Source organism: Kribbella sp. NPDC104218 (genome assembly GCF_055584105.1).
In genome coordinates, this window is the sequence record NZ_JBVJMQ010000003.1 from 46,331 (window position 1) to 65,786 (window position 19,456).

Sequence of the window (19,456 nt, forward strand, 5' to 3'; positions counted from 1 at the left end):
GGGATACAACCGGGTGCCGCCCGGACTCCGCCCGTAGACCACGACGGGTGGTGGAGTTCGCAGGCCCGGCGGTGAGGCATTCCGGCTCGCGGAGCTCGCGCTCCGCCTACGGTTGCGGGTCAGCGCCGGGTTTCGACCGGCTTCCCCCCACACGTCGGGTCGTGACAAGTCACGCTTTCCGGCGGCCACCGGAAAGTTGAAGAAATCTTACCTTGAATCTCAGTCATCCAGGACCTGATGGACGGCGGCGGCGCAGGCGCGAGCCAGTTCGCTGACCTGACCGGGCGTGATGACGAGCGGTGGCCCGAGGACGAGCAGGTCGCCGTTCGTCCCGTCGGCACATCCTGTCGAGTGGTAGAGCAGCACCCCCAGGTCCTTGGCCGCGGCGACCACCCGTTCGGCGACGCGCGCACTCCGTGAGAACGGCGTCAGATCGCCAGAGAGCGCTTTCGCACCCGTTCTCGGTCCGTCGTTCCGCTCCGCACCCGGCGGCGCGACCAGCTCGATCGCCTGGAGTAGCCCTCGTCCGCGAATATCGCCGACCGCCGGATGCCCGCCGAGCTCCGCACGCAGCTCGGCGGCAAGCTGAGCCCCGCGCTCGTCCGAAGCCTCCACAAGCCGCTCCCGCTGCAAGATCCGGAGTACGGCGAGACCGGCCGCAGCACCGACCACGTGATGCGAATAGGTGTAGCCATGCACGAACCCACCGGCCTGCACCGCGTCGTGCACCGCACCGCTGCACACCGTCAACCCCAACGGCCAATACCCCGACGCCGCGCCCTTCGCCGCGACCAGCAGATCCGGACGCACTCCCCAGTGATCGCACCCGAACCACCGCCCGGTCCGCCCGAACCCGGTCATCACCTCGTCCGCGATCACCAGGACGCCGTACTTCCGGCAAACCGCCGTGATCGCCGGCCAGTAATCGTCCGGCGGCACGCAGGCCCCGAGCGCCGCCCCCGCGATCGGCTCCGCGATGAACGCGGCCACGTTCGCCGGCCCCTGCGCGACGATCATCCGCTCCAGCGCCTCCGCATGCCGCACCCCGCAGCCCACCGGATGCGACTCCGGGAACGGGCAGCGGTACTCGTACGGCGACGTCGTGTGCACCGCCGACCCCAACCACGGCTGGTACGGCGCGCGCAGCCCGGCCCGCCCGGAGACGTCCAGCGCGCCGCGAGTATTGCCGTGGTACGCCCCGGTCCGCCCGATCACCACGGAACGGTCCTCGCCGCGCGCCAGGTGATACGCGCGAGCGAGCTTGAGAGCGGTCTCCACGGCCTCGCTGCCGCCCGAGACCGGGTAGATGTACGGGTCGTCGACCGGCAGCAGCGGGCCGAGCGCTTCGGCGTACTCGATCAGGCTCGCCGAGGTGAACGCCGTCCCGTGCGCGTAGGCGACCTGGCGGGCCTGCGCGGCGATCGCGTCGGCGACCTCCGCCGAGCCGTGCCCGACGCCGACCACGATCGCGCCACCGGCGCCGTCCAGGTAGCGGCGCCCGGTGGTGTCGAACAGTTCCGCCCCGTTGCCGCCGGCCACGACCGGGAGGTCGCGGCCGGCGGCCCGGGAGAAGACGGCGCCGGTCACTCGACTAGCCGGCGACCGCGGCCGCGAACAGCGAGAGCGCTCTCTGAGCTTCCTCGGCGGTGACCACGAGCGGCGGAGAAAGCCGGATAGCGCTCTCTCCGCACTCCAGCACCAGCAGCCCGCTCTCGAACGCGCGGCTCTGCACCGCCGCCGCCTGGTCCGCCGTGGCGAACTCGACGCCGATCATCAGCCCGACCCCGCGGACGTCGACGATCTTGTCCGGGTGCTCGGCCTGGATCTTCGTCAGTCCCTCGAGCAGCAGCTGCCCGACCTGGATCGCGTTCGCCATCAGCCCCTCGGACCGGATCACCTCGAGCGTCGCCAGCCCGGCCGCGCACGCGACCGGCGACCCGCCGTACGTCGAACCGTGCGCGCCGGCCGGCCAGCTCTCCATCAGCTCGGCCCGCGCCATGAACGCGCCCAGCGGCAGCCCGGACGCGAGCCCCTTCGCGCTGATCAGGATGTCCGGCTCGACGCCGGTGTGCTCGATCGCCCACATCTTGCCGGTCCGCCCGGCCCCGGACTGGACCTCGTCGGCGATCAGCAGGATCCCGTGCTGGTCGCACAGCTCGCGCAACCGCGCCATCCAGCCGGCCGGCGGGACCAGGTACCCGCCCTCACCCTGAATCGGCTCGACGAAGATCGCCGCCACCTCGTCCGGCGCGACCTCGTACCGGAAGAGCGTGTTCTCCAGGTGCTCGAACGTGCTGTCGTCGCCGTACGGCGCGTGCAGGACGCCGGGCAGCAGCGGCCCGAATCCCTTGTGGTACTTGGACTTCGATGCCGTCAGCGTCACCGCGCCCATCGTCCGGCCGTGGAACGCGCCGTAGAAGCTGATCACGTACGGGCGCTTGGTCGCATAGCGAGCCAGCTTCAGCGCACCCTCGACCGCCTCGGCGCCGGAGTTCGACAAGAAGACCCGCACCGGGCCGCTCATCGGCGCGGTCTCGGCCAGGGCCGCGCACATCTGGCTGTAGATCGGCAGGAAGAAGTCACTCGCCGAGTAGTGCAGCAGCTCGGCGGCCTGCTCCTGCACCGCGGCGACGACCGTCGGGTGACAGTGCCCCGTCGAGTTCACCGCGATCCCGGCGTTGAAGTCGAGGAAGAGGTTGCCGTCGGCATCCTCGATCACGCAGCCGTGACCGCGCCGCGGAGCCAGCGGGTACGCGCGCGGCAGCGACCGGCTCGTGATCGCGAGATCGCGCTCCACGACGGCGCTCGACAGCGGGCCGGGGATCGCGGTCCGAAGGTCCGGCACCGGCCGCTCCCGCAGCCACTCGGGGACGGACCGCTCGGCCGGGGTCGTCGGGATCGTCTGGGTCATCGGGCCACCACCGTTCGGGACTGCTCGCGAAGGAACTGCTGGACGTAGTACAGGCCGCCACCGGCCTTGCCGGAGCTGCCGGAACCCTTCCAGCCGCCGAAGGGCTGGACGCCGGGCCAGGCGCCGGTGGTCGCACCGGCCGCGCGGTTGACGTAGACGACACCCGCCTCGATCCGGTTCAGGAAGTCGTCGACCTCGGCGTCGTCGGCCGAGAAGAAGCCGGCCGTCAGGCCGAGCTCGGTCGCGTTCGCCAGCTCGATCGCCTCGTCGAGCGAGTCCACCGGCTGCACCGCGACGAACGGAACGAACAGCTCATCGGTCAGCAACCGGTCGCCCGCGGGCAGCCCCGTCACCACCGTCGGCTGCACGTAGTTGCCGTCAATGACGTTGCCGCCAGCAACAACCCGGCCGACCTCGGCGGCATGGGCGACGGCGGCGGTGTACCGGGCGACCGCGGCCGCGTCGATGACCGGGCCGACGAACACGTCGCGCCGGGTCGGATCACCGGTCACCAGCTCGTCGGCGCGGGCCGCGAGCCCGGCCAGGAACTCGTCGTACACCGAGCGCTCGACGTACACGCGCGAACAAGCGGAGCACTTCTGACCGGTGAAGCCGAACGCGGATCGCGCGATCCCGGCGACCGCCGTCGCCAGATCGGCCTTCGCGGAGACGATCGCAGGGTTCTTGCCGCCCATCTCGCAGACGACCGGCTTCGGGTACGGGGTCGGGAAGCTGCGGTAGATCTCCATCCCGACCTGGTACGAGCCGGTGAAGGTCAGCCCGTCCACGCCTGGGTGCGCGACGAGCAGGCGCCCGACCTCGTCACCGCCGGGCAGCAGATGCAGGACATCGGCGGGCAGACCCGCGTCGCGCAGGCACTCGTAGAGCTTGACCGCGGTGAACGTCCCCTGCGGGCTCGGCTTGAGCACAACGGTGTTCCCGGCGACCAGCGCGCCACCGGCCGGCCCGGCCGCCAGCGCCATCGGGAAGTTGAACGGGCTGATCACGCCCCAAACGCCGTATGGACGCAGGACGCTCGTCGTCTGCTCGGCGTCGGAGAGCTGCTCCATCGGCCGGACGAAACCGTCGTTGGCGGTGAACTGTTGGCAGTAGTACCGGATCAGGTCGGCCGATTCCTCGACGTCGCCGAGTGCTTCGAGCCGGTTCTTACCGACCTCCAGCGACATCAGCGCGGCCAGCTCGTTGGAGCGCTCACTGATCAGGTCCGCGGCGCGCATCAGGATGTCGACGCGCTCCTGCCAGGGCCGCCCGGACCACTCGCGGACGGCGTCCTTCGCGGACGCGACCGCCGCGTCGATGTCCGCCGAAGTCGCGCTGTGCACGCTGCACAGCGTCAGCTCGGGATCGCCGGGGCTGGTGATCCGGAACGTCTCCTGACCGCCGAGCGGCTTACCGGCGACGAAGCCGGTCAGGTCGGCGCCGAGCCAGTCCTGCGCGGTGGCGAGGCCTTGCTCGTACGCGGTGTGCAGATCTTCGTTGTCCGCACTGAGGGTTGCGTAGGTGACGCGAAATTTCGTCATCGATGTCCCTTCCACGACATGGCGACGGGTCGGAGAGTTGCGGCAGCCGTGCAGAAAAGGGCATGCCAAAGGCCACCTGGCCGTGCGGCCGGTGGCGTCGGGTGCGGAACCTACCCGGGGGGAAGAATCGTGAGCGGCTTGAGGGAGCCCGGAGGACGCATGGGCCTCGCTCCTCTCCGCTCACGGGCATCCGCGGACCGCGGACGTTGACGCAGCCTTTCTACCATCCCGACCGGTGCGCGGCCGATGCGATGTACGTCACGGCGGGTCAGGTGTAGCGGGGTTCGAGCTCGAAGCCGACAATGCGGATCCGCACCGCGGCGGGTCGCCCGGTCGCGCTCTCCAGCGCCGCGACCACCGCCTCGTGGACCTCCCGGCCGACGTCGGCGGCGTGATGGTCGATCGTCACCACGACGCGGACCTCGGCGTCGACCTGGAGCTCGGTGAGCGTGAGGTCGACGCCGGCGATGTCCGGGACGTCGCGGCCGGTCGTCCGCGTCCAGGCCTGGGCGGCGAACTGCTTCATCAAACCTTTCAGACCGGGCTGGAGCCGGACGACGCCCGCCACCGAGCGCGCCGCGCGGGCGGCCGCGTCGGCAGCGCTGATCTGGGCGACGGCGTCCGAGCTCACGGCTGGGTCCAGACGTCGACGACCTCGAAGTCGAGCGCCTCGAGCTCGAGGCCGATCTGGCCGCGGAGCGCCAGCACGACCCGCTGGCGGGCTTCGTCGAGCGCGTCGACCTGGCCGGCGCCGTACTGGAGCGCGACCGACATCCAGACCCGGACGGCGTGCTCCCCGGCCGGTTCGATCCGGCACTGCCGGGCGCGGACGCCGGTGGCGCCGTCGACGGCGTACCGCAGGACGGCGGCCAGCGCGTGCACGGACACCTCGACGTCGGCGACCGGGCCGGTCGGCAGCGGGATCGTCCGGCCGAGGCTCAGGTCGGCGCGGACGGCGGTCATGATCCGGTCGAGCAGGCCGCTCGGGACGTCGACCGGGTCGTCGATCAGCAGACTTGTCGCCGCGGCCAGCTGCTCGAGACCGGCCTGGGCCGTCCGGCAGTGCGGGCAGGTCTGCAGGTGGTTGCTCGGGGCATCGGACTCGAGGTCGTCCCAGACGTCCTCGACCGTGCGTCCGCACGGCAGCGGGTGCAGGCCGGTGGTCGTGTCGTCGGCGGGCGGGTTCATCTCCATGGTTCCATCACCTCCGCGAGCTCGGCGCGGGCCCGGGCGATTCGGCCCCGGACCGCGGTCGGCGTCGTCCCGACCAGATCGGCGATCTCCTGGTAGGAGCGGCCGTGGACTTCGCGCAGCAACCAGCAGGCGCGCTGCTGGGCGGGCAACCGGCGCAGCGCCTCGGAGAGCGCGCGCATGGCGGCGCTGTTCCCGGCGGCGCGGGCCGGATCGTCGTCGGTCGTGGGCGCGAGCTCGTCCTCGTCGAGGTCGGTCGTCGGTTTGCGGCGTTGTAACAGGGTCAGGCAGCGGTTGGTCGCCGTCCGGTACAGCCAGCTGCTGAAGGCGGCGTCGTGCTGGAGCTCGGGCAGCCGCCGCCAGGCGGTCACGAACGTGTCCTGGGCGACGTCCTCGGCGTCTCCCGTGGCGCCGTTCAGCATCCGCAGGCAGAGCGTGTAGATCCGGCGCTGGTAGCGGCGGACGAGCAATTCGAACGCCGCCGGGTCGCGATCGCGGGCCCGGGCGACCAGCGTCGCCTCGTCGAGCTCGGTCAGCCCTGTGCTCACTCCACCTCCGTCCGGTCGCGGCCGCTGCTTCCTGGGAAGACGACAGTTGCCACGTAATCGTCACGGTAGCGTCCCGGACTTCTTTCGTGAGCCATGTCACGCTGTTCGGACCCGAGATTCACCGTGACGATTCGGTCGCCGCCGGTGTCCAACCGGTGCATCACCCGGCCGCCGAGCCGGGACCGCTGACGAGAAAGGCATCTGATGAACGCGACACCTCAGTCCATCGCGAAGGCCAAGAGCGCGCCGCAGAGCGTGCCGGAGAGCGCTCTCGTTGCCGACGGCACCGGTCCGGCGGCCGGCGGCAAGACGACGATCGCGGATGTCGTGGTCTCCAAGATCGCCGGCATCGCGACCCGGGAGATCCCCGGCGTGCACGCGCTCGGCGGCGGCGCGGCCCGTGCGGTCGGCCTGCTGCGGGACCGGATCCCGGGCTCCAAGACGAACCTGTCCCAGGGCGTGTCGGTCGAGGTCGGCGAGAAGCAGGCCGCGGTCGACATCGAGCTGGTCGCCGAGTACGGCGTCGGGATCGCCGACCTGGCCGCCGCGATCCGGGCCAACGTGATCGCCGCCGTCGAGCGGATGACCGGGCTCGAGGTGACCGAGGTGAACATCGCGGTCACCGACGTCCACACCGACTCCGACGACGACGCGGACGACGAGGCCGCGGAGCCGGCCGAACGCCGCGTCCAGTAGTTCTGTCTTCCCCACTTCACTTCCTGAGGAGATTCGTGTGAGCACCTCGACCATCGGCCTGTTCGCCGGCCTGCTGATCGCCGTCGCGGCCGCGGCCGGCGGTTTCCCCGGCTTCCTGCTCGCGCTCGTGCTCGGAGCCGTCGGCTTCGTCGTCGGCCGCTTCCTGTCCGACGGCACGACGTCGAAGGCGCTCGACGATCTCCTGTCCCGCCGCAACCGTGGCTGACACGAAGCTCCCGGCGTCCTCGCTCGAGGACGGGACGCCGGGCGAGGAGCGGCCGGTGGACGGACCGGTCGCGCTCTCGGCGCCGTCCGCGATCGCATTCGGGGGCGATCGCGGCCGGCTCGAGATCAGTACCCGCGCCGTCGAGCGGATCGTCGAGATCACCGCTCGCCGGCACCCTGCCACCAGCCGTCACCCGGCCCTCCTGCGCCGCGGCCTGCCCAAGGCCCAAGCCGTCGTCGCCGGAACGCACGTCCGCCTGCACCTCGAAACCGCCATCACCTGGCCCAGCCCGCTGACCCCGACCGCCCAAGACCTCCGCACCACCATCGCCACCGCCGTCCAGGACTTCACCGGCCTCACCGTCGACCGAGCCGACATCACCATCACCACAGTCGACGCCGACACGAGTGCTGCGGCTGACGCCGCGCCTGCGGCTGCTCCTGTCCGGTCGACCGCGGCAGTTGTCGACCAGCGGGCTGGCGCGGACGCGAGTGCCGCGGCTGACGCCGCGCGTGCTGGGGGAGTGGGTGCTCCTGCCCGGGCGGCCTCAGCAGCTGGCGGGCGGGGTGCTGATGCCGAGGCGGGGTCGGTGGATGCGGCTGATGGCTCGTATGCCGGTGGGTCGGCTGTGAGTACGGTCGGTTCGTCGTCCGCGGGTGGGGGTGTGGACGCCGAGGCGAGTGCTCCGGCTGATGGCGCTCGGGCGGGGCGGGTGGTGGTGGGGAAGCGGCCGGTGGGGGCGCCGGCGGTTTTGTGGGTGGGGGTTCTGGGGGCTGTTGGGGTTGTGTTGGCGGGGTGTTGGGGGATTTGGGAGATGGCGTCGGCGAGTGGGCTGGCGGGCGGGGAGTCCTGGGTTGGTTGGGGGTTGCGGCGGGGCGTGACGCTGGATCGCGCCGCCGGGTGGGTGCTGCCGTTGGGGATTGCGGCGATCGCGTTGGGGATCGGGGTCTTGGGGTTGTGTTTGAAGCGGCGCCGGGGGAGTGAGCTCGGGGTCGGGGCGGACGGCCTGGTGTGGCTTCGCGGGGTCGAGCGGGTGGCGGTGCAGAGCGCTCGCGGGGTGGACTCGGTGACGGCGGTTTCGGGAGTGCGGAAGCGGCGTCGCGTCGAGGTCGTGGTGACCACGTTCGGGGAGTCCGAGCGGGTGGCGGGGGATGTGGAGAGCGCGGTGGGTGAGCGGCTCGCGGTGCTGAAGGCCGCGCCGCGGACCCGGATCGTCGTACGGGAGGAATGACATGCGTCGCGGAGTGATCGCGCTGGATCGGACAGTCGGGCTGGTGGTCGCGCTCGGCCTGATCGCGGCCGGAGGCGCCGCCCTGGCCTGGAAGTACGGCGAGTCGCCGCAGGCACCAGATCGCCGGACCTTCGGCCCGTGGACGGATATCAGCACGGCCGATTGGTGGCCGTGGGCAACAGGTGCGGCCGGCGTGACATTGATTCTGCTCGGCCTGTGGTGGCTGGCGCGGCATCTGCCGCGACGCGTGGACGGCCGGTTCGCGCTCCCCGGCGGAGATCGCACGGGCCAGCTGACCGCCGACGCGAGCTCGGCGGTGGACGCTGCCGCCCAGACGCTGGCCAACACGCCGGGCGTGCGCGACGGCTCCGGTCAGGTGGTCGCCGATCGCGGTCAGCTCGTCGCCGAGCTCACCTGCACGATCGAGCCGACCGCCGACCTGAAAGCGGTCCACGCGGCCGCGCTCCGGACTGCCGAGCAGCTCGCCGAGGTCGTCGACCTGCCGAAACTGCGCACCCGCGTCCGCCTGCGCGTCGCCCGGACCGACAAGGCCACGCCGCTGCCCCGCGTCGTCTAGGTGGTCAGGAATCGAGAAGCCCGCGCGCATCCCGCGGTCCTAGCGTTCTGACCATGGACACGACCAAGAAACGCAAACCAGGAACGCCGGGAGCGCTCTCTCGCTGGCTCCAGCGCACGACCGGCGCGCGGACGGTGCAGAAGATCCGCCGCGGTAAAGCAACCTTCATGGGTATGGACCTGCTGGTCCTGACCACGGTCGGCCGCCGCAGCGGTCAGCGTCGCGAGACAGCGCTCTCTTGGTTTCCCGACGGCTCCGACAGCTGGCTGATCGTCGGCTCCGGCGGCGGCAGCCAGAACCCGGACTGGCACGCCAACCTGCTCGCCAACCCCGCCGAGGTGACCATCGAGCTGCCCGGCCGCGGCGTCCTCGCAGTCACCCCCGAGAGCCTGTACGCCGAGGCGTACGCCGGGGCCTGGGCGAAGATCACCCAGGCCCAGCCGCGCTACGAGAAGTACCAGGCCAAGTCGGACCGCAAGTACCCGGTCGTCCGGCTCACCGCCCGCGCGTGACGCCGCAGCCCGGCCCTCGCCGTACCAGAGGCCGCTATGTAGCGGTCACTCGACGAGCTTGCCCTCGACGGAGATGTCGTCGCGCATCAGCGCCCGGATCTCGGCCGGGATCGCGGGGATCGCTTCCTGCTCGACCTGGCCGGGGCCGGACCACACCAGGTTGACCTGCAGCGACTCGTCCAGCTCGGGGTAGTCCGACCGGTTGTGGCAGCCGCGGGTCTCGCGCCGTTCCAGCGCCGCGTCCAGCGTGGCCCGGGCCGCCAGCGCCGACGACTTCAGATCGAACGCGTGCGCCAGATCCTGGAACCCGGCGATATCGGGATGGACGCCGACCTGCGTGATCCGCTCCTCGATCTCGGTCAGCTCGTCGATCCCGGCCCGCAGTCCGGTCTCGTCGCGGACGACGCCGGCCCGCGCGGTCATCGTGTCGCGGAGCGCCCTCTGCAACGCTCGGACGTTCTCCGGCCCGTCCCCGGCGAGCAACCCGTCGACCTCGGCCCGCGCCTCCGCGACGACGGACGCCGAGCGCTGCTGCGACTCCCGGCCGATCGAGTACTTCGCGGCCTCCTCGGCCACGATCCGCCCGAACACCAGCAGCTCGATCAGCGAGTTCCCGCCGAGCCGGTTCGCGCCGTGCAGACCGCTCGCGGCCTCGCCGAGCGCGTACAGCCCGTCGACGCCGGTACTGTGGTCCTCGGCCCGGACCCACACGCCGCCCATCGAGTAGTGCGCGGTCGGCGCGATCTCGATCGGTTGCTTGGTGATGTCGAGCATCTGCAGCTCCAGCAGCGTCTGGTAGACGCGCGGCAGCCGGCGCATGATCGTCTCGCGCGGCAGGTGCGAGACGTCCAGCCAGACGCCGCCGTTCGGCGTCCCGCGTCCTTCCATGATCTCCGTGTACGCCGCGAGCGCGACCCGGTCCCGGGTCGAGAGCTCCATCCGCTCGGCGTCGTACCGGGTCATGAAGCGCTCTCCGAGCGCGTTCCGGAGCTGGCCGCCCTCGCCGCGCGCGGCTTCGGAGACCAGCGTTCCGGCCGCGTTCTCCGGCTCGAGCAGCCCGGACGGGTGGAACTGGACCAGCTCGGGGTCGCGGATCCGGCCACCGGCCTGCACGGCCAGGCGGAACGAGTCGCCGGTGTTCTCGTCGCGCCGGGACGACGTCCGCCGCCAGATCCGGGTGTGACCGCCGGCCGCGAGGATCACCGCGTCCGCGTGGATCACGTACCGCCGACCGGTCGACAGATCGAACCCGTAGGCCCCGAACACCGTGTTGTCGCGGACCAGGATCCGCGTCACGTACACGTTGTCGAGGATCGGCACCCCGAGCTGCACGGCCCGATTCACCAGCGTGCGCTGGATCTCCAGGCCGGTGTAGTCACCGGCGAACGCCGTCCGCCGATAGGTGTGCGCGCCGAAGAACCGCTGCGAGATCCGGCCGTCGGCCTCGCGGGCGAACGGCATCCCGTAGCGCTCCAGGTCCTCGATCCCGCGGGCCGCGCCTTCGGTGACGATCCGGACGGTGTCCGGGTTGGCCAGGAAGTAGCTCTCCTGCAGGGTGTCGGCGGCGTGCTGCTGCCAGCTGTCCTCGGCGTCCATCGTGGCCAGCGCCGCGTTGATGCCGCCGGCGGCCAGCGCGGTGTGCGCGTCGGAGCGCGGCCGTTTGCCGAGGGCAAGGACGTCGACGCCCTGCTCGGCGAGTTCGATCGCGGCCCGCAACCCGCCGCCACCTGTCCCGATCACCAGTACGGAGGTTGCGATCTGCTGTTCGGCGGTCATCTACGGCTCCCCTTCGCTTCGTCGTCTCACTCCAATGGACCACGCGCGCGGGCGAAGTGTGACGCTCACGCGGGGTGGGCGCTGTCACATCGGGGCCGTCTGTGCTGTCTTAGTGGTGAGAGTCTCAGCGAGATGGAGGCAGCAGTGCGCAGAATCGTGGTGGTCGGAGGCGGGTACGCCGGCTTCTACACGGCGTGGGGCCTGGAGAAGAAGCTTCGGCGCGGCGAGGCCGAGGTGGTGCTGATCGATCCGCGGCCGTACATGACGTACCAGCCGTTCCTGCCCGAAGTCCTGTCCGGATCCGTCGAGGCGCGGCACGCCGCGATCTCGCTGCGCCGCAACCTGCGGCGGACGCGAGTGATCTCCGGCGCGGTGACGAAGGTCGAGCACGCGCGCCGCGCGGTCACGGTCAAGCCGATGCAGGGGCCTGAGTTCGAGCTGCCGTACGACGTCATCGTGGTGACGGCCGGCGCGATCACCCGCACGTTCGACCTGCCCGGGGTCGCCGAGCACGCGATCGGGCTCAAACATGTCGAAGAGGCCGTCTGGGTCCGCGACCGGCTGCTGACCGCCTTCGACGAGGCGTCCGGGCTGCCGGCCGGGCCGGAGCGGAAGCGGCTGCTGACGGTCACCTTCGTCGGCGCCGGGTTCGCCGGCGTGGAGGGCTTCGCCGAGCTGCTGTCGCTGGCCAACAGTCTGCTGAAGAAGTACCCGACGCTGACCCGCGACGACCTGTCGTTCCACCTGGTCGAGGCGACGAAACGGATGCTGCCGGAGGTGACCGACGGGCCGCGGCGGTGGGTCGCCAAGCTGCTCGAATCGCGGGGCGCGCACCTGCACCTGGAGACGACGATGGTCTCGGCCGTCGACGGCCACGTCATCTTGTCCGACGGCACGGAGTACGACTCCGACCTGATCGTGTGGACGGCGGGGAACGCGGCGACGCGGCTCGTCCGCGGGCACACCGACCTGCCGGTGACCGAGCGCGGCCTGATCCGGACGCGGCCCGACCTGCGGGTCGGGACGGACGACGAGATCGTGCCGGACGCGTGGGCCGCGGGTGACGACGCGGCGATCCCCGACCTCGCGGTGCCCGGGTCGCTGACGGTGCCGAACGCGCAGAACGCCGTCCGGCAAGGGCGTTTGCTCGCCAAGAACTTGCGCGCCGACCTGCGCGGGCGGGCGCCGAAGAAGTATCTGCACCACACGCTCGGCGCGGTCGCGACGCTCGGGTTGGGGACGGGCATCTTCCAGTTCCGGCGCCTGGTGATCAAGGGCGTGCTCGCCTGGCTGATGCATCGCGGGTACCACGTGCTCGCCGTCCCGACCTGGGACCGGAAGGTCCGGGTGCTGTTCGTGTGGCTCGCCGCCGCGGTGTACGGCCGCGACATCGTGTCGCTCGCGTCGGTGCAACATCCTCGGGACGCGTTCGTGACCGAGGCCGCAGCACCGGCCTCGGTCACGGCGCCCGCTGCCACTACTGAGCTCCCGGTGCAGTCGGGGACAGTGTGAGCAGGTCTGCCAGCCGGAACGTGGGCGCCAGGGTCGGCGTCCAGCCGGGCTTGAGACTGAGGTAGCTCGCCGGGTCGGCGCGGAGCAGCCCGATCAGGACCTCCGCGACGATCCGGCCGCCGACCGGGCCGAGCCGATCGCCGGCGGTCAGGTACTCGGACTCCTTGAGGATGTAGAACCACAACGGCGTCCCGTGCGGCCAGACCGCGCCGAGAGCTTTGCCGGGGAGCGCTCTCTCACCCATGATCTCGGCGATCGCCTCACCGCTGGGCAGCCCGGTCGTCTCGCCCCGCAGCAGATCGCGGACGGCGAGTGATCGGTAGGCCTCGGCGTCCACCTCCCCGGTCACCTGGGCCGGCAGCCCGATCAGGCTGGCCGGGAGGCGCCCGTCGAGCCGCTTCGCCCGCTGCGCCGGTGGCCGTCCCGGCAGGTCGAAGATCTGCGCGAAGTCGAGCCGCCGATCGGCCGGCAACGGCCCGAACCCGACGAGATCGGGAAAGAGCGGTACCTCGGGACCGTTCTCGACCAGCCGGTACGTGTGCCGGATCTGCCCGTGGCCGTAGCGGTACGCCGCATCGGCGTACTCCAGCGGGATGAACGCCGCGCCCGGCGCCGGAGCGAACCACCGGCCGCCGTACGTCAGCACGTTGTCGACCAGCGGCCGCCCGACGAGCCGCGGCAAGAAGTCGTGGACGACGATCCACTGGTAGTGCCAGGTCAGCGTGATCCGGGCCCGATCGAACACCTCGGATTCCGGGACAGCGCTCTCTCGCAGCAGATCCACGATCCGGTTGTGCGCGCGCAGCAGCGCCACATGCAAACTCAGCGAGAACAGATGGACGTCGTTGCGCGGGTCGCCGATCAGCGCGACGCCCTGCGGATTCCGCGGTACGTCGGCGCCATCCGGCGTCAGCAAGAACTTCGCCGGGTCCGCGACGTCGAACAAGTACGGCGCGCCGATCGGCCCATCGGCGTACAACATCTCCAGGTCGAGCTTCGGCGCCCGCGCGTTCCGCAGCGCATCCGGATCGGTCCCGCTCCCCAACGGCGACCGATCCGCAGTCGTGTCATGCGCGAGCAACTGCCCGAAGAACGGCCACCCGGCCGCCTCAAGCGCGTCGTCCCCACCAGGCAACTCGGCCAGCGCCGCAGTCGCATCACAGATCCCGCCGCCACTACCCGCCCGCAGCAGCGCCTGCGGATCCGCCCCCAACGGCTCCAGCCCAGGAAACATCCGCCCGTACCGCGCAGCCCCCGTCGGCCGATCAACCCCGCGCACCAGGCTCAAACAATGATCCCGAGCCGCCACCCGACTCCCGTGCATACATCCCACCTCTCACCACGCCGCCCAATACCCCACAAGACAGCCCAGCCCCCCAACCTGTGACGGCCCCCGGCAAACCACGTCGGCTCGCGGCCTGCCGGCCAGGTGTCACGCGCCGGGGACGGTGAGGAGGTCGGTGGTGAAGGCGTCGAGGGCGAGGCGGGCGGCGCCTAGGGCTACGGAGTCGGCGCCCATGGTGGAGGTGGCGATGTCGAGGGGGACGAGGGTGTGTTTGGCGAGTTCGCGGCGGAAGGGTTCGGCGATGATGGCGCCGCCGCGTGACATGCCGCCGCCGAGGATGACGACCTCTGGGTCGACCGCGAGGGCGAGGACGGCGGCGCCGCGGGCCAGGACCTCGGCGAAGGCGGTCAGTACGCGCTGACTGTTCGGGTCCTGCAGGGCGGCGGAGGCGATGACGAGCTCGCCTTCGGAGCCTGGTGCGACGTTCTGCTCGGCGGCGAGCTGGCTGCCGCGGCGGTGCAGGTCGTCGACGGCCTGGTCCCAGCCGAGCATCGGCAGGGTGCCGATCTCACCGGCGACGCCGTGCCGGCCCTGGTGTACTTCGCCGTTGATCAGGACGCCGGCGCCGGCGCGATGCCCGGCGAACATGTAGACGATGTCGCGGTACTGCTGCGCCGCGCCCTTCCAGTGCTCGGCGAGCGCCGCGAGTTTGACGTCGTTCGCGACGGTCACCGGCCGGCCGAGGCGCTCCGCGAGCACTGCGGGGACGTCGACCTCGGTGAAGCCCGGCAGCGAGTACACGGTCAGGTCTGAGCCGACCGGACCTCGGCGTACGTCCTGGACGTCTTTGCCTGCTCGCAGCGCGCCGGTGACCCCGCAGGCGATCCCGATGATGTCCTCCGGGACCAGATGGGCCTTGCGCCAGATGTACTGGACGGCGTCGGTCACGATGCGCAGCCGCTCGTGGGCGGGCGACTCCGGGTCCAGCTCGACGCGGCGGGTCGCCAAGGTGTTGCCGCGCAGGTCGGTGACCACTGTCATCGTTTTGTGCGCGCCGATGTCGATCCCGGTCGCATAGCCGGCCGACGCGCGAAACCGGAACTGACGAGCCGGTCGGCCCGCTGTGCGTCCTGCTCCGGCTTGCCGTCGTGCAGTGGTCTCTTCCACCCAGCCCTCGGCCAGCAGGTCGGTCAGTAGCTCCTCGGCGGTCGGCCGAGAGACACCGACCGCGTCCCGCAGCTCACGGGGTGTCAGCGCCTCGGCGTCCAGGAACGCCTGCAGTGCCGCAGCGCGATTCAGCCTGCGCAGCAGGGAGGAGTCCCCGGACCGTCCACCGTCAGCTCTGTCCGATTGCATGGGCTGATCATCTCCGATGACCGCTGCGCTAGCGTGAAGGCGTGGCGGACGAGGAGAGTTGGCGGGAGCGACGGCGGGCGGCGTCCGTGGAACAGGCGGCGGCGCTGGAGCGGCGTAAGGTCGCCGAATCGGCGCAGGCGCGTGAGCTGTTGGTCGCGTTCGTCCAGGAGCTGCGGGAGCGCGGAGTCGCGCCGGAACCGCTGCGGGCGCAGGTGATCGGGACCGGTACCAGCTACCGCACCGGCCTGACCGGCTGGTACCTGCGCCGGAATCGTTCGGTGGCGGTCGATGCCGAGGCCAACTTCTACATCCTCGGGACGTCGAACAGCCTCGCGGCCCGGCTGACCGGCGTCCGGGTCCTGGCGTCGGATCCGCCGCTCGTGGTCGGTCAAGGCGGCCGTGACGGCGAGTCGATCAAGCTCGCGGATCTGCTGGAAATGCGGCGGAACGAGCTCTTGCGGTAACTCGGATGCATTTTGTCGGCGGGCCCGGTTACGGTCTGTCGGGTGCTGACTCTGCTGAGATACGGGATGCGGATCGCGCCGTTCGCGGCGGCGTCGACCGTCGGCATCGCCGTGCTCGGGTCGCTGCTGGGGATGGCGGTCACGCTGCTCACCGGGCAGGTGGTCGGCGCGGTGCCCGCGGTCGTCGACGACGCGCCGGGGGCGATGTCGTTGTGGGCCTTCGGATGGTTGCTCGCGGCCCTGTTGACGGTCTTCGTCCTCGACAGCTTGCAGCCCGCGTTGCATCGGGTCGCCGAGATGGTCCTGGAGGCGGCGGTCGTGCGCGAGATCGGGATCGGGATCACCGAGCCGTTGCTGCGGCCGCTGCGGATCGAGCATCTCGAGGACGGCGAGGTCCTCGACGTCCAGGAGCGGGCCAAGGGCAAGGGCGGTTTCCATCTGGCCCAGGGGATGGGGCAGTTGCCCTGGGTGCTCGCCGCGCGGGTCACGATGGCCGGCTCGGGCGTGATCGTCGGCGTCATGTTCTCCTGGGCGGTCGCCGCGTTGCTGGTCGGCGTGACGTTACTGCTGGAGTGGCATCAGGGCCGGATGATCGAGCGCGAGATCGACGTCTGGTGGGGGAACACGGAGGAGCAGCGGCGCGCGAACTACGTCTTCGATCTCGGGATGCGTGACGCTCCGAAGGAGCTCCGCGTCTTCGGTCTGCACGACTGGCTGGTCCGCCGCTACACGCGGGAGTGGGCGGCCGGTTTCCGCGCGGTCTGGGCGCGGCGTGGCCGCAATGTCGGCTGGTCGGTCCTGATGGGGTTGGTGCGGCTGGCCGTCGACGGGTTCGCGATCCTGCTGGTCGGCCGGGCCGCGCTGGCCGGTGAGCTGCCGATCACCCAGGTCGCGACGACGGTCCCGGCGATTCTCGCGATCGGCGTCGCCGGCAGCGGCTACGGCATCGTCCAGATCCGGCGCGGGCTGTCGGCGTACCGGGCGATGGTGGCGCTGCCGGCCACGATCGCCGCCCGCCATCCGGAGCCGGTCGTCAGCGGGCCGCATCGGGTCGAGACGATGCCGGTGCGGGAGATCCGCTTCGAGCAGGTGACGTTCCGCTACCCGGGCGCGCAGACCGATGTGCTGCGTGGGCTCGACCTGACGATCCGGGCGCGTGAGGCGCTGGCGCTGGTCGGCGTGAACGGCGCGGGGAAATCGACGTTGGTGAAGCTGCTCGGCGGCGTGTACCGGCCGACCTCGGGCCGGATCACCGTCGACGGCGTCGATCTCGCGGAGCTGGATCTGGCGGTCTGGCAGCGGCGGATCGCGGCCATCGTGCAGGACTTCCTGCGCTTCCCGCTGTCGGCCGACGACAACGTGCTGTTCGGCGCGGTCGAGCGGGCCGGCGATCCAGGCGTCCGGGCGCAGGTGGCGCGCGAGGCCGGGATCGCGGAGCTGGTCCGCGAGCTGCCCGCCGGCTGGGAGACCGTGCTGGACAAGACTTTCGAGGGCGGTGTGGACCTGTCCGGCGGTGAGTGGCAGCGCTTCGCGCTGGCCCGCGCGCTGTACGCCGTCCGCGGCGGCGCCGGCGTCCTGGTGCTGGACGAGCCGGCCGCGGCGCTCGACGTCCGGGCCGAGATCGAGCTGGTCGAGCGTTACCTCGAGCTGACGTCCGGGGTCGCGTCGCTGATCATCTCGCACCGGTTCTCCGTCGTCCGCAACGCCAACCGGATCTGTGTGCTCGCCGATGGGCGGATCGTCGAGGACGGTACCCACGAGCAGTTGCTCGCCGCCGATGGCGCCTACGCCAGGATGTTCCGCCTGCAAGCTGAGCGGTACGTGAGCGGAGCGGCCGATGCGTAGCCTGCGGATCGGCGCCCTGTGGGTGTCGACGTCGTTCCGGGCGGCGCCGCTGCTGATGGTGGTCGCGACCGTGCTGGTCGCGCTGCGCGCGGTGGCCGCGCCGGCGCAGACCTTCGGGATCAGCCTGCTCGTCGAAGGGCTCACTGCGGATCGGTCGGCCACGATCACGGCCGGCATCGCGATCATCGTCGGCGGGCTCGCGGTGTCGTTCCTCGGCGACGTGGTGGCCTGGCCGGTGCAGGTGACTGCGGAGGAGCGGATGGCGGGTCGCGTGCACGCGGACCTGCTGGACGTGACGACCGGGATTCCGGGGCTGACACAGCATGAGCGGGCCGATGTCTCCGACCGGCTGGAGTTCGTGCGGGAGCGCGCCTGGAAGATGGGCGTCGGGTCCGAGGTGCTGCTCTGGCTGTTCGGCACGGTCACCAACACCGTGACCGTGCTCAGCCTGCTCGGGTCCGTACATCCGGTGCTCTTGCTGCTGCCGCTGCTCGGGACGTCGCGGGTCTGGTCGGCGTACCAGGGCAACATGCGCGAGCAGCAGGCCCACGAGGACACGATGCCGCAGGAGCGGTTGGCCGATCGGCTGATCGAGATCGCGAAGGACCCGCGGACAGGCCTCGAAGTCCGGGTGTTCGGCTTGCGGCGCGTGTTGCTGGAGCGGATCACCGCGCTCCAGGCGCAGCGCTTCCGGCTACTGGTGGCCGCGGCGCGCTGGAGCGGCAAGGTGGACGGCGCGGTCCGGTTGCTGTTCGGTCTGCTGTACGCCGCAGCCGTCGTGTGGATCGTGATCCGCGCGCGGAACGGGCAGCAGACCGCCGGTGACGTGGTGCTCGTGCTGCTTCTCGCGCCGCAGGTCGATCAGATGACCGGCGGGATCGCGCAGAACGTCTACTGGATCGGCGAAGTCGTGCGCAGTTTCAGCCGCTACGACTGGCTGCGCGAATACGCCAAGGCGAACTCCTGGCGGCAGAGCACGACACCGGCGCCGCGCCGGCTGACCACCGGGATCGAGCTCCGGGACGTCGGTTTCGCCTACCCGGGCGCGGAGTCGGCCGTCCTGAGCGGCGTGAGCCTGACCGTGCCGGCCGGGTCGGCGGTCGCGTTGGTGGGGGAGAACGGCGCGGGGAAGACGACGCTGGTGAAGTTGCTGGCCCGGATGTACGACCCGACCAGCGGGCAGATCCTGGTCGACGGCGTGGATCTCGCGACGATCGCGCCGGACAGCTGGCGATCCGGGCTGGCGGCCGGGTTCCAGGACTTCGTGAAGTTCGAGCTCATCGCGCGTGAGGTGATCGGGATCGGCGACGTCGGCCGGATGGACGACGCCGCCGCCGTCCAGGCCGCGGTCCGGCGCGGGGACGCGGAGTCCGTGCTGGCCGGGCTGCCGCACGGGCTCGACACGCAGCTGGGCAAGAAGTTCGCCGGCGGCGTCGAGCTGTCCGGCGGGCAGTGGCAGCGGTTCGCGCTGGCGCGCGCCTTCATGCGGGAGAAACCGATGCTGCTCCTGCTCGACGAGCCGACGGCGGCGCTCGATCCGGAGGCGGAGCATCGGCTCTACGAGCAGTACGCGACCGCGGCGCGCGCGGCGGCGGCCGAGACCGGTGGGATCACCGTGCTGGTCTCGCATCGCTTCTCGACCGTGCGGATGGCCGATCTGATCGTGGTCATGCACCACGGCCGGATCGAAGAGGTCGGCAGCCACGAGGAGCTGCTCGCGGCCGGCGGCCGGTACGCGGAGCTGTTCGAGCTGCAGGCCCGCGCCTACCGCTGACCGGCCCGAAC

Annotated in this window: 18 protein-coding genes and 1 riboswitch; of the genes, 9 read left to right on the top strand and 9 right to left on the bottom strand. The window is 71.2% G+C overall.

Annotation, left to right across the window (positions count from 1 at the left end; all coding sequences use genetic code 11):
- Positions 1 to 53: 53 nt before the first annotated feature.
- A riboswitch (cobalamin riboswitch) is annotated at positions 54 to 205 on the bottom strand.
- Positions 206 to 219: 14 nt separating this feature from the next.
- The 6 genes from ACZ6ZD_RS25275 to ACZ6ZD_RS25300 all read right to left on the bottom strand — a co-directional run bounded on the left by ACZ6ZD_RS25275 (position 220) and on the right by ACZ6ZD_RS25300 (position 6,191).
- Positions 220 to 1,587 carry an aminotransferase family protein gene (locus ACZ6ZD_RS25275; RefSeq protein WP_465676196.1) on the bottom strand — a complete coding sequence of 456 codons (1,368 nt, stop codon included), beginning with the start codon at positions 1,585 to 1,587 and terminating at the stop codon, positions 220 to 222.
- 4 nt (positions 1,588 to 1,591) lie between these two features.
- Positions 1,592 to 2,911, bottom strand: coding sequence for an aminotransferase class III-fold pyridoxal phosphate-dependent enzyme (locus tag ACZ6ZD_RS25280; RefSeq protein WP_465676198.1), 1,320 nt, complete (start codon positions 2,909 to 2,911; stop codon positions 1,592 to 1,594).
- Positions 2,908 to 4,452 (bottom strand): aldehyde dehydrogenase family protein, encoded by a 1,545-nt coding sequence (locus ACZ6ZD_RS25285; RefSeq protein ID WP_465676200.1) that lies wholly within the window; start codon positions 4,450 to 4,452, stop codon positions 2,908 to 2,910. Before ACZ6ZD_RS25285 ends, ACZ6ZD_RS25280 begins: the two co-directional genes overlap by 4 nt.
- Before the next feature lie 268 nt (positions 4,453 to 4,720).
- A complete protein-coding gene (locus ACZ6ZD_RS25290; protein ID WP_465676202.1) occupies positions 4,721 to 5,083 on the bottom strand; it encodes an Asp23/Gls24 family envelope stress response protein in 363 nt (120 codons plus the stop codon).
- Entirely contained in the window at positions 5,080 to 5,646 is a 567-nt protein-coding gene (locus ACZ6ZD_RS25295; protein WP_465676204.1) for a hypothetical protein, read from the bottom strand. The genes ACZ6ZD_RS25290 and ACZ6ZD_RS25295 overlap by 4 nt, the downstream gene beginning before the upstream one ends.
- Entirely contained in the window at positions 5,637 to 6,191 is a 555-nt protein-coding gene (locus ACZ6ZD_RS25300) for an RNA polymerase sigma factor (protein ID WP_465676206.1), read from the bottom strand. The genes ACZ6ZD_RS25295 and ACZ6ZD_RS25300 overlap by 10 nt, the downstream gene beginning before the upstream one ends.
- Positions 6,192 to 6,395: 204 nt before the next feature.
- Between ACZ6ZD_RS25300 and ACZ6ZD_RS25305 the strand changes: the two genes are divergently transcribed.
- From ACZ6ZD_RS25305 to ACZ6ZD_RS25325, 5 genes are read left to right on the top strand one after another with little or no spacing between them, the layout of a single operon-like run.
- The gene (locus tag ACZ6ZD_RS25305; protein ID WP_465676208.1) at positions 6,396 to 6,887 is read left to right on the top strand and encodes an Asp23/Gls24 family envelope stress response protein; all 492 of its coding nucleotides are present in this window, start codon (positions 6,396 to 6,398) and stop codon (positions 6,885 to 6,887) included.
- A gap of 37 nt (positions 6,888 to 6,924) precedes the next feature.
- A complete protein-coding gene (locus ACZ6ZD_RS25310; RefSeq protein ID WP_465676210.1) occupies positions 6,925 to 7,113 on the top strand; it encodes a hypothetical protein in 189 nt (62 codons plus the stop codon).
- Positions 7,106 to 8,344 (top strand): Asp23/Gls24 family envelope stress response protein, encoded by a 1,239-nt coding sequence (locus ACZ6ZD_RS25315; protein ID WP_465676212.1) that lies wholly within the window; start codon positions 7,106 to 7,108, stop codon positions 8,342 to 8,344. The genes ACZ6ZD_RS25310 and ACZ6ZD_RS25315 overlap by 8 nt, the downstream gene beginning before the upstream one ends.
- 1 nt (position 8,345) lies before the next feature.
- Positions 8,346 to 8,921 (top strand): hypothetical protein, encoded by a 576-nt coding sequence (locus tag ACZ6ZD_RS25320; RefSeq protein ID WP_465676214.1) that lies wholly within the window; start codon positions 8,346 to 8,348, stop codon positions 8,919 to 8,921.
- Positions 8,922 to 8,974: 53 nt separating this feature from the next.
- Positions 8,975 to 9,433, top strand: a complete 459-nt coding sequence (locus ACZ6ZD_RS25325) for a nitroreductase family deazaflavin-dependent oxidoreductase (RefSeq protein WP_465676216.1) — start codon at positions 8,975 to 8,977, stop codon at positions 9,431 to 9,433.
- A gap of 45 nt (positions 9,434 to 9,478) precedes the next feature.
- Here the strand turns inward: ACZ6ZD_RS25325 and ACZ6ZD_RS25330 are convergent, their stop codons facing one another.
- Positions 9,479 to 11,209: an L-aspartate oxidase gene (locus ACZ6ZD_RS25330; RefSeq protein WP_465676218.1), complete on the bottom strand. Its 1,731-nt coding sequence runs from the start codon at positions 11,207 to 11,209 to the stop codon at positions 9,479 to 9,481.
- 144 nt (positions 11,210 to 11,353) lie between these two features.
- On the opposite strand from ACZ6ZD_RS25330, the gene ACZ6ZD_RS25335 reads away from it, so the two are divergent.
- The gene (locus ACZ6ZD_RS25335; RefSeq protein ID WP_465676220.1) at positions 11,354 to 12,721 is read left to right on the top strand and encodes an NAD(P)/FAD-dependent oxidoreductase; all 1,368 of its coding nucleotides are present in this window, start codon (positions 11,354 to 11,356) and stop codon (positions 12,719 to 12,721) included.
- Here ACZ6ZD_RS25335 and ACZ6ZD_RS25340 read toward each other — a convergent pair.
- Positions 12,687 to 13,955 carry a peroxidase family protein gene (locus ACZ6ZD_RS25340; protein ID WP_465676222.1) on the bottom strand — a complete coding sequence of 423 codons (1,269 nt, stop codon included), beginning with the start codon at positions 13,953 to 13,955 and terminating at the stop codon, positions 12,687 to 12,689. The genes ACZ6ZD_RS25335 and ACZ6ZD_RS25340 overlap by 35 nt on opposite strands.
- Before the next feature lie 198 nt (positions 13,956 to 14,153).
- Positions 14,154 to 15,362 carry an ROK family protein gene (locus ACZ6ZD_RS25345; protein ID WP_465676224.1) on the bottom strand — a complete coding sequence of 403 codons (1,209 nt, stop codon included), beginning with the start codon at positions 15,360 to 15,362 and terminating at the stop codon, positions 14,154 to 14,156.
- Positions 15,363 to 15,403: 41 nt separating this feature from the next.
- Between ACZ6ZD_RS25345 and ACZ6ZD_RS25350 the strand changes: the two genes are divergently transcribed.
- From ACZ6ZD_RS25350 to ACZ6ZD_RS25360, 3 genes are read left to right on the top strand one after another with little or no spacing between them, the layout of a single operon-like run.
- The gene (locus ACZ6ZD_RS25350) at positions 15,404 to 15,826 is read left to right on the top strand and encodes a hypothetical protein (protein ID WP_465676226.1); all 423 of its coding nucleotides are present in this window, start codon (positions 15,404 to 15,406) and stop codon (positions 15,824 to 15,826) included.
- A 42-nt stretch (positions 15,827 to 15,868) separates the two neighbouring features.
- Complete coding sequence (locus ACZ6ZD_RS25355) at positions 15,869 to 17,671, top strand: ABC transporter ATP-binding protein (RefSeq protein WP_465676228.1); 1,803 nt, start codon at positions 15,869 to 15,871, stop codon at positions 17,669 to 17,671.
- On the top strand, positions 17,664 to 19,445 hold the full coding sequence (locus tag ACZ6ZD_RS25360; protein ID WP_465676230.1) for an ABC transporter ATP-binding protein: 1,782 nt from the start codon (positions 17,664 to 17,666) through the stop codon (positions 19,443 to 19,445). The genes ACZ6ZD_RS25355 and ACZ6ZD_RS25360 overlap by 8 nt, the downstream gene beginning before the upstream one ends.
- The last annotated feature ends 11 nt before the right edge of the window (positions 19,446 to 19,456 follow it).